Below are 7565 nucleotides of genomic sequence, written 5' to 3'. Positions count from 1 at the left end.
TGCGCGATTCCGTGGCAGCGCAGCGGCAGAGCCTGCGTCGCGCCGCGCTGCCCGCGTCGGAGCGTGCCGGCGCACCCGGCGGTACAATGCGCGCGCATCGTCCCGACGGCCGTGCTTCGCGCGATTCGCGGAACAGCCCCGTCCGGCGACAGCACCGCTCCCTCCGCTCGCCTCCCGACTCGTCGCCACCAAAGAGATTCATGGATTCAGACATCATGCGTATCGGCCAGCGCATCCGCCGCCTGCGCCGGGAAGCGAAGAAGACGCTGCTGGAAGTCGCGACCGAAGCGAACCTGTCGGTCGGCTTCCTGTCCCAGGTCGAACGCCATCTCACGGGCATCTCGCTGTCATCGCTCGTGAACGTCGCGAAGGCGCTCGACGTACCGCTCGGTGCGCTGATCGACCAGCCGCGTCAGGCACAGCCCGACTCGCACGCGGGCCGCCGCGAGCCGTACGCGGTCGACGCCGCGTCGCAGTGGTACGAGCGACTGTCCACCACGTTCGACGGCAGCCAGATCAACGCGCTCAAGGTCCGGATGATGGAAGGCTATCGTTCGGAATGGGTCGCGCACGGCGGCGACGAGTTCGTGTACGTGCTGACCGGCCGCGTCTGCTACACGATCGGCAAGAAGGATTACCCGCTGTCGCCGGGCGACTCGCTGCACTTCGATGCGAGAAAGCGCCATCGCGTCGCGAACGTCGGCGACGGGCCGGCGGAACTGATCGCGGTCGGCACGCTGCCGCTGTTCGGCGACGACTGCGCGGAGCTCGGATCCGCGGCAATGAAGCTCAGGCTGCTCGCGCGCGATGCCGGCGCGAAGCCGGGCGAGCCGCGCGTGAGCCGACGCGAACCGGCGCCGAAGCGCGAACGCGCGGTGAAGGGAGACGTGGACGTGGATGTGGACGTGAATGCGGATACCGATGCGCAACGGCGCGCCGACACGCCGGCCCGCGCGGCGGTCAAACCGGCTGCCGGCAAGTCGCGCGCGGGCGCCGGCAAGCGTGCGGCTCCAGCCTCGCCGGCCCGCCGCGCAACCGCCCGCACGAAGAAGTAAGGGCTGGCGGCCGGATCGCGCACCGCGCGGCCCGGTTCATTTGCACGATGCTCGGTATCGGGTTGCGGAATCAGGTCGCGGTACCCGATCGCATCACCGGACCGCGCCACCCGATCGCGGCACTGATCGCATCACCGGACTACGGCACCTGATCACATCACTGGACCGCATCACCGGACCGCGGCACTGATCGCAGCATCGGACCGCGCCACCGGATCACGGCACCGAGTCGCAGCACCGGACCGCGCCACCCGATCGCGGCACCTGATCGCATCACCGGACCTCAGCCGTTGATCGCAGCACCGGGTCGCACCACTCGATCCCCGCCCCGAGTCACCGCACCGACGCGCGACACCGAACCGCGCCCTCCGCCCGCCTATTCCGCGATCGCCAGCGCCTGCTTGACGGCCTCGATGCGTGCGCGATGCACGGCGTCCTTGATCTGCATCGCGTCGTTGCCGATGCCGCGCGCGATCGCGCCCGCGTCGACGCTGCGCGCCGCGACCAGCGCGACGCGCAGCCGCTCGGCCTGCGGATACGGCTGCTCATCGAGCCCGAGCCGGCCGCGCGCGTCCGACTCGCACGCCTGCAGCAACTCCGCGAAGCGCGCCGGCTTGCGCAGCGCGTCGCTGCGCTCGAAGAACCGCACGAGCGCGGCCGCACCCATCTCCATCACGCGATGCAGGTTGCCGTGCTCGCGCGCGACCACCAGCGCGAGATCGCGGCATTCGTTCGGCACGCGCAGCCGCTCGCACAACGGCTTGATCAGGTCGACGCTGCGGCCTTCGTGGCCGACGTGGCGCGGCAGCACGTCGGCGGGCGTCGTCGCCTTGCCGAGATCGTGCGTGAGCGCCGCGAAGCGCACCGGCAGCGAGTAACCCTGCTTCGCCGCATAGTCGACGACCATCATCACGTGCACACCGGTGTCGACTTCCGGATGGTAGTCGGCGCGCTGCGGCACGCCCCACAATGCGTCGACCTCGGGCAGGATGCGTGCGAGCGCGCCGCACTCGCGCAGCACCGCGAACATCCGCGACGGCTTCGCCTCCATCAGCCCGCGCGCGATCTCCTGCCACACGCGCTCGGGCACCAGCGCGTCCGCTTCGCCGGCCTCGACCATGCGCCGCATCAGCGCGAGCGTGTCGTCCGCGACCGTGAAATCCGCGAAGCGCGCGGCAAAGCGCGCGATCCGCAGGATCCGCACCGGATCCTCGACGAACGCGTCGCCGACGTGCCGGAACACGCGCGCACGCAGGTCGGCCTGGCCGTCGAACGGATCGATGACCGGCCCGATCAGCTCGCCCGCCGGCGTCACTTCGCGCGCCATCGCATTGATCGTCAGGTCGCGCCGCGCGAGATCCTCTTCGAGCGTCACGTCCGGCGCGTAATAGAACTGGAAGCCGTGATAGCCGGCCGCCGTCTTGCGTTCGGTGCGCGCGAGCGCGTACTCCTCCTGCGTGTCCGGATGCAGGAACACGGGAAAATCCTTGCCGACCGGACGAAAGCCCTGCGCGACCATCTGCTCGGGCGTCGCGCCCACCACCACGTAGTCGCGGTCCTGCACCGGCACGCCGAGCAATTCGTCGCGGATCGCTCCGCCTACTGCATAGATGTTCATGGCGTGGGTTCGTATTCGGCAATCACGTTGGTTTCGCGGCGCGCGGCGTCGATCCAGCGCTGCACGGCCGGCAGCGCGGTCACGCGCGCGGCATACCCGGCCGCCTCCGGCGACAGCGCCGGCGCATAGGTGTTGAAGCGCATCACGACGGGCGCATACATCGCATCGGCAATGCCGAATTCGCCGAACAGGAACGGGCCGCCCGATGCCTCGATGCACGCGCTCCACAGCGCGTCGATGCGCGCGACGTCGGCGAGCGCATCGGGCGTCGCGCCGCGGCCCGGCATCGACGCGCGCACGTTCATCCCCATCTCGGTGCGCAGCGCGGCGAAGCCCGAATGCATCTCGGCCGAGATGCAGCGCGCATGTGCGCGCTGCAGCGGATCGGCCGGCCACAGCGGGAACTGCGGATAGCGCTCGGCGAGCGTCTCGGCGATCGCGAGCGAATCCCAGATCGCGGTGCCGTGATCGTCGACCAGGCACGGCACCTTGCCGCTCGGCGAATACTCGCGAATGCGCGCGGCCGTGTCGTCGCGGCGCAGCTCGATCGCGATCTCGTCGAACGGGATGCCGAAATGCGTGAGCAGCAGCCACGGCCGCATCGACCACGACGAGTAGTTCTTGTCTCCAATGACGAGTTTCATGGCGGGGTTCCGGATAGCGCGAAAGTGAATGACGGAAAGCGGCGGCCGCGCGACGCCTAGCGGCGCGTGCGGAGCCAGTCGAAGCGCGAGCGCTGCGCGGCATGGCCGAGATACGCGGGCGCGATACTCTCGAGACTCGCGGGCGAGATCCCGAGTTCCGGCGCGAGCGGCCCGGACAGCACGTTCGGCACCGACATCGACGCGAGATTGTCGCGCGTGATCACCGGCTCGCCGGGCAGCAATTCGAATACGCGCGCCTGCAGCCGCGCAAGTGCGTCGGGCAGGCGCACGATGCGTGCCTGCCGGCCGACCAGCGTGCCGCAGTAGCGCACCAGCTGCTCGAGCGTATACACGGTCGGGCCGCCGAGTTCGTAGGTCTTGCCGTGCGCGCCGGCGAGATCGAGCGTGTTGACGAACGCGCGCACGACGTCGCCGACGAACACCGGCTGGAAGCGCGCGTCCGGCATCGCGAGCGGCAGCACGGGCAGCGTGCGCTGCAGGTTCGCGAACGTGTTCAGGAACGCGTCGCCGGGACCGAACACGACCGACGGACGGAAGATCGTCAGCGCGAGCGAATCGGTCGCCGCGACCGCATGCAGCGCGGCCTCGCCGTCGCCTTTCGAGCGCTGGTACATGCTCGCGCCGTGCGAATCGGCGCCGAGCGCGCTCATGTGCAGCACGCGTCGCACGCCGACCTCGACGCACGCGGCGGCCAACGCGGCCGGCAACGCGACGTGCGCGCGCTCGAAGCCGGGCCCGTACGGCGTGCCGTGGCCGCCGTGCAAGACGCCGACGAGATTGACGGCCGCATGCGCGCCGGCGACGAACCGCGCGAGCGTGCGCGCATCGAGCGCGTCGAGCTCGACGATCTCGACCGGCAACATCTGCAGGTGGCGCGCATGCTCGCGCCGCCGCGTGCCGATCCGCACGTGCTTGCCGGCATCGATCAGCGCATTGACGAGCCGGCTGCCGATGAAGCCGGTGCCGCCCAACAGCGCGACGGTCTGGCGATCCATGTCGATGGCCTCAAAAGAACACTGCCGCGTCTCGCGCGGCAGTGTGAAGATTGCGGATCAGGGCGAGATCATGCCTAGACGCTTCTTCAACGACTGCGGTTTGCCCTCGAACAGCGCCGCGTAATAGACGGTGTTCGACAGCACGTTCTTCACGTACTCGCGCGTCTCGTTGAACGGAATCGTCTCCGCGAAGATCGCGCCTTCCACGGGCTGCGTCAACACCTGGCGCCACTGGCGCGGCCGGCCCGGGCCCGCGTTGTAGCCGGCGGTCGCCAGCACCGGCGAGCTGTCGAAGTTGTTGTAGATGTCCGCCAGATACCAGGTGCCGAGCTGGATATTGGTGTTGATGTCGTGCATCTGCGCACGCGTGATCGTGCCCATCCCGAGCTTCTTCGCGACCAGCTGCGCGGTGGCCGGCATCAGCTGCATCAGCCCGCCCGCGCCGACCGACGAACGCGCGTTCGTGATGAAGCGCGATTCCTGGCGGATCAGCCCGTACGCCCATTCGATGTCGAGGCCCGTCGACTGCGCGTAGCGCTCGACGATGTCGCGGTACGGCGACGGATAGCGCAGCGTGAAGTCGTGCTCGGCCTTCGTGCGGTCGGCCGTGTTGACCGTGCGGTCGAGCAGGTCGATGCGCTTGCCGTATTCGGCGGCCGCGAGCAGCTGGCGATCGGTCATCCCGCGCAGCGGCCAGTTCCATTCGCGATTGCCTTCGAGGCGCAGGTTCAGCGCGTAGAAGCGCTGCGCGAGCGCGAAGCCCGGGATCTTGCTCATCGCGTCGATCTCGGCGTCGCTCACCTTCGTGCGCGGCGGAATCGACGTGCGCTGGCCGAGCTCCTCGCCGGCGAGCTGCCCGTAGAAGTTGTACTGCCCGGCGACCTGCTCGAATTCCTGGTTCGCCTGCAGCGTGTCGCCGCTCTGCTTGAGCGCACGCGCATGCCAGTAGATCCACGCCGGATCGTCGCGCAGCGACGGCGGCATCTGCTCGATCGACCAGCGCACCATCGGCCAGTTGCCGGCGAGCAGCGCGGCACGCGTGCGCCATTCGTAGCCCGGATTCGACAGCGGCGCGTTCGCGGATTTCGCATACCAGACGGACGCGAGCGGCGAGCGCTTGATCGCAGCCTGGTAGCCGATCGCGCCCCACGCGATCGCCTGCTCCTGCTTCGTCAGCGAGCCGGCGACCGACGTGAGCATGCCGGCTGCCGCATCGGGATCGTTGCGCGCCATCCGGCCAAGCGCGATCAGCGCGAGCTGGTGTGATGCCGCGTCGGGGCCGATGCCGCGCGCGAGGTACAGCGGCGGCGCGCTCGTCGCCTGGTCGAAACCGACCGGGCGCGGGCCGAGCGCGTCGACGATCTTGCCGCCGAGCGTCGTGTAGTTCTGCTCGTACGCGAGACGCGCCTGCTGCCACACGTCGTCGCTCGTGAACTGCTGGTTCACCGCGAGCGCCGTAATCAGGTCGACACAGGCATCGCCGTAGTATTTCGGCTCGACGAGCAGCGCGCGCGCCGCGTCGGCGACGTTCTCGCCGCGCGCCGCACGCGATTCGAGCGCGTAGCACTTGACCTGCGTGTCGTCGTCGAGCACGAAGCGCTTGTACTGGTCGTCGAAATTGCGCCAGTCGTGGCGCGCGCCGAGCACGAGCAGGTAGTCGTTGCGCATGCGGTCGGCGATCGCCTGGCCGTCGTAGCGCTGCAGGAACGACTGCACGGGTGCGTCCGGCGCATCGACGCGCGCGCGACCCGTCGCATCGAACAGCTGCGGCTTGATCTGGAAATACTCGACGTAGGACGGAACCGGATAGTTCGGGATCATCGACGCGAGCTGCGCGGCCTTCGCGGCGTCGTTGCGGCGCGCGGCTTCGCGAAGCTGCACGAAGATCTGGTCGTCCCCGGCGAGCGTGTCGTCGCCCGGTGCGGCGCACGCTGCCGTGCCCGCGACGAGCGCGGCGGCCGAAAGCGTGAGCGCGACCGCGCGATATACTCGGAAAAGGCTGTTCGACATCGTATTGAATGGAGCACGAAGTGAGCGAAAGCATAGCATGCAACCCTGTGCCGAACCCGAAGGTTGCGCTGCGCAAAACGCTGTCCGGCGCGCGTCGCGACGCCGCGTCGCAGCCCGCCGCGAACGCCGCGCTCGACGCGCGGCTGCGCGCATTGCTCGAACGGCTCGCGCCCGCCACGGTCGGCTTCTACTGGCCGCTGCCGGGCGAATTCGACGCGCGCGACGCGGTACTCGCGTGGGCCGCGGCAGGTGCCGGCCGGCGCGCCGCGCTGCCGGTGATCGGCGCGAAGCACACGCCGCTCGCGTTCCATGCGTGGGATGCGGATACGCCGATGCGCGAAGGCCATCACCGGATACCGGAACCGGCCTCGGGCGTGGTCGTCGTGCCCGACCTGCTGTTGATTCCGTGTGTGGGATTCGACCGGCAGCGCTACCGGCTCGGCTATGGCGGCGGCTACTACGATCGCACGCTCGCGGTCTGGCCGGGCGACACGCTGCCGGTGACGGTCGGCATCGCATACGAAGCGTGCCGCGTCGATGCGCTGCCTGCCGAAGCGCACGATCTCGCGATGGGCTGGATCGTGACCGACGGCGCGCTTTACCCGTCGGCCGGATGACGCGGTGCGCGACGCCGCGCGAGCGGCATCCCGCGCGTCACCGCGTTCGCCGCCGCCCCGTCCGCAATCGTTTACAGCGACGCCGCCGCGCGCGCAGCGGTGTCGTAGAGGCCCGATGCATGGCGCAGCAGTTGCGCCGCGTCGCCGATCTGCTCGTTGGTGAGGCCGCTGTCCTTCAGCGTCTCGATCAGGCAATGCTCGCGCACCTCGCGATACTTCAGGCACAGCTCGCGGCCCGCGTCGGTCGCGAAGAAGAACACTTCCTTGCCGCTCTTCTCGCTTTTCACATAGCCACGCGCGATCAGTTTTTTCAGCGCATAGGTCGCGACGTGCGTATCCTCGATATTGAGCACGAAGCAGATGTCGGCGAGCTTCTTCTTGCGTTCGCGATGGCTCACGTGATGCAGCAGCGAGACTTCGACCGCCGTCATGTCCTTCGCGCCCGCGGCCGACATGCAGCGCACCATCCATCGGTTGAATGCGTTGCCGGCCATGATGAGCCCGTATTCGAGCTCCGACAGCTCCGCGCTCGAATCGGAAACGAGGTGTTCGGATGACACGATCTTGGTCGGAGGACGCTTCATGGAAAGGCAGCGCAAGCAGGA

General features: G+C 69.0%; 7 protein-coding genes. 2 read left to right on the top strand and 5 right to left on the bottom strand.

Features of this window, described 5'->3' with window-relative positions:
- Positions 1 to 200 precede the first annotated feature (200 nt).
- Entirely contained in the window at positions 201 to 1055 is an 855-nt protein-coding gene (locus tag Q3A80_RS22270) for a helix-turn-helix domain-containing protein (protein WP_446331030.1), read from the top strand.
- Positions 1056 to 1431: 376 nt separating this feature from the next.
- Here the strand turns inward: Q3A80_RS22270 and Q3A80_RS22265 are convergent, their stop codons facing one another.
- The 4 genes from Q3A80_RS22265 to Q3A80_RS22250 are packed head-to-tail and all read right to left on the bottom strand — an operon-like array spanning position 1432 to position 6343.
- Positions 1432 to 2673, bottom strand: a complete 1242-nt coding sequence (locus tag Q3A80_RS22265; RefSeq protein ID WP_446331029.1) for a multifunctional CCA addition/repair protein — start codon at positions 2671 to 2673, stop codon at positions 1432 to 1434.
- Positions 2670 to 3317, bottom strand: coding sequence for a glutathione S-transferase family protein (locus Q3A80_RS22260; protein WP_446331028.1), 648 nt, complete (start codon positions 3315 to 3317; stop codon positions 2670 to 2672). The genes Q3A80_RS22265 and Q3A80_RS22260 overlap by 4 nt, the downstream gene beginning before the upstream one ends.
- A gap of 56 nt (positions 3318 to 3373) precedes the next feature.
- The gene (locus Q3A80_RS22255; RefSeq protein WP_446331027.1) at positions 3374 to 4333 is read right to left on the bottom strand and encodes a complex I NDUFA9 subunit family protein; all 960 of its coding nucleotides are present in this window, start codon (positions 4331 to 4333) and stop codon (positions 3374 to 3376) included.
- A gap of 57 nt (positions 4334 to 4390) precedes the next feature.
- Positions 4391 to 6343: a transglycosylase SLT domain-containing protein gene (locus tag Q3A80_RS22250; protein WP_446331026.1), complete on the bottom strand. Its 1953-nt coding sequence runs from the start codon at positions 6341 to 6343 to the stop codon at positions 4391 to 4393.
- An 8-nt stretch (positions 6344 to 6351) separates the two neighbouring features.
- Here Q3A80_RS22250 and Q3A80_RS22245 point away from each other — a divergent pair, with 8 nt between their 5' ends.
- Positions 6352 to 6960, top strand: coding sequence for a 5-formyltetrahydrofolate cyclo-ligase (locus Q3A80_RS22245; RefSeq protein ID WP_446331025.1), 609 nt, complete (start codon positions 6352 to 6354; stop codon positions 6958 to 6960).
- Positions 6961 to 7031: 71 nt separating this feature from the next.
- Here the strand turns inward: Q3A80_RS22245 and Q3A80_RS22240 are convergent, their stop codons facing one another.
- Positions 7032 to 7544 carry a winged helix DNA-binding protein gene (locus Q3A80_RS22240; protein ID WP_121861190.1) on the bottom strand — a complete coding sequence of 171 codons (513 nt, stop codon included), beginning with the start codon at positions 7542 to 7544 and terminating at the stop codon, positions 7032 to 7034.
- Positions 7545 to 7565 lie beyond the last annotated feature (21 nt).

The organism is Burkholderia sp. SR8, assembly GCF_052851275.1.
Note: the sequence above shows the minus strand (reverse complement) of the source record. Positions and strands in the feature narration are given on the sequence as shown.